The sequence below is a fragment of the Paenibacillus lentus genome, assembly GCF_042714055.1.
In the GTDB taxonomy this organism is placed as follows: domain Bacteria; phylum Bacillota; class Bacilli; order Paenibacillales; family Paenibacillaceae; genus Fontibacillus; species Fontibacillus lentus_A.
The window spans coordinates 1-1,203 of the sequence record NZ_JBHGVC010000037.1 but is presented as its reverse complement, the minus strand read 5'-3'; the positions used below and the strand labels follow the sequence as shown (position 1 = coordinate 1,203).

Sequence of the window (1,203 nt, the reverse complement as noted above, 5' to 3'; positions counted from 1 at the left end):
AGATTGAATGGCTCCTTTTTCTTCCCAATAACGAATTTTACGAGTCGGAATCCCTGTGATTTTGGATACCTCACCGATTCCAACCACCAGCTTTTTCAACAAATCAAAGTCCAACAGCGCATTTAAATTTTGATCCTTTTCATTCATAGAGCACCCTCCTATCTTGTTCAGAAATCTTCGATATCTATTTCATTTTTTCTATGTTGTCGGTGAGATACCGCTTCTCTTTTAGAAGGCCTTTTTACGCTGATTCTTGTAATTATTCTACAATAAAAGAAGCTAATCTACAAATTGCCTATTGACTTAATTTTGTAATTAAACTACAATCTACATCGATAAGTTCCGTCATGTGTGAATTAATTACAAAGGAGGGGTGTAATGCGGAGGAAAGAAAATACATCTTTACATCATAATTACAATGTACTAACTATTATTTTGTTCTGGTGCGGTTTAGTGGTGGTTGCAAGTAATTATTTAACCATTCCTTTAATGTCTATATTCAGTGAAGTTTTTCATGCAAGTATTGCTCATGTTGCGTGGGCGGGAAGTGCGTTCTCGTTATGTTATGCTGTCGGTTCTTTATTCTCTGGCCCATTATCTGATCGCTTTGGACGAAAACAAGTCATGTTCACAGGACTATTGATATTGACTATTAGTACATTTGCAGTTCCTATTTTTAGCAACTTATCATGGGTGATTGCATTACGTTCTATTCAAGGATTCGCCGCAGCCAGTTTTGCACCAGTTGCCATTGCTTATGTAGTAGATAAGTTTCCGGTTCAAAAAAGAGTGACCACGATTGGATTTATTAGCTCCAGCTTCTTAATTTCTGCTATAGCAGGGCAAATATTCAGTAGTTATATCAGTCAACAGTTTGGTTGGCAAGGCGTTTTTTATTATTCTGGTTCGATTTATTTATTTACTGCTGTAATAGTTCTATTACTACTTCCCAAGACTGACATACAACAAGCAAATCGCAAATTGCAGACCATGTTTCAACAGTTTCAAACGCTACTGACCGATAAAAGTTTGATTCAAGCGTACAGCATTGCGATCACGTTATTACTTTCATTTGTTGCCTTTTATACGGTGCTCGGAGATTACTTAACGGAGAAATTTTCCCTGAATGAAGACGGAATCTTATATGTTCGTATGGTTGGGATTATTGGGATGTTATTTGCACCTTTTGCAGGCAAATTAGCC

Annotated in this window: 2 protein-coding genes; one reads left to right on the top strand and one right to left on the bottom strand. The window is 36.8% G+C overall.

What is annotated here, in order from left to right:
- The coding region (locus ACE3MQ_RS27275) for a MerR family DNA-binding transcriptional regulator (protein ID WP_379398780.1) at window positions 1-147 on the bottom strand (147 nt) is incomplete at its 3' end.
- 231 nt (window positions 148-378) lie between these two features.
- On the opposite strand from ACE3MQ_RS27275, the gene ACE3MQ_RS27270 reads away from it, so the two are divergent.
- Window positions 379-1,203: MFS transporter (locus ACE3MQ_RS27270; protein ID WP_379398778.1), on the top strand; the 825-nt coding region annotated here is incomplete at its 3' end.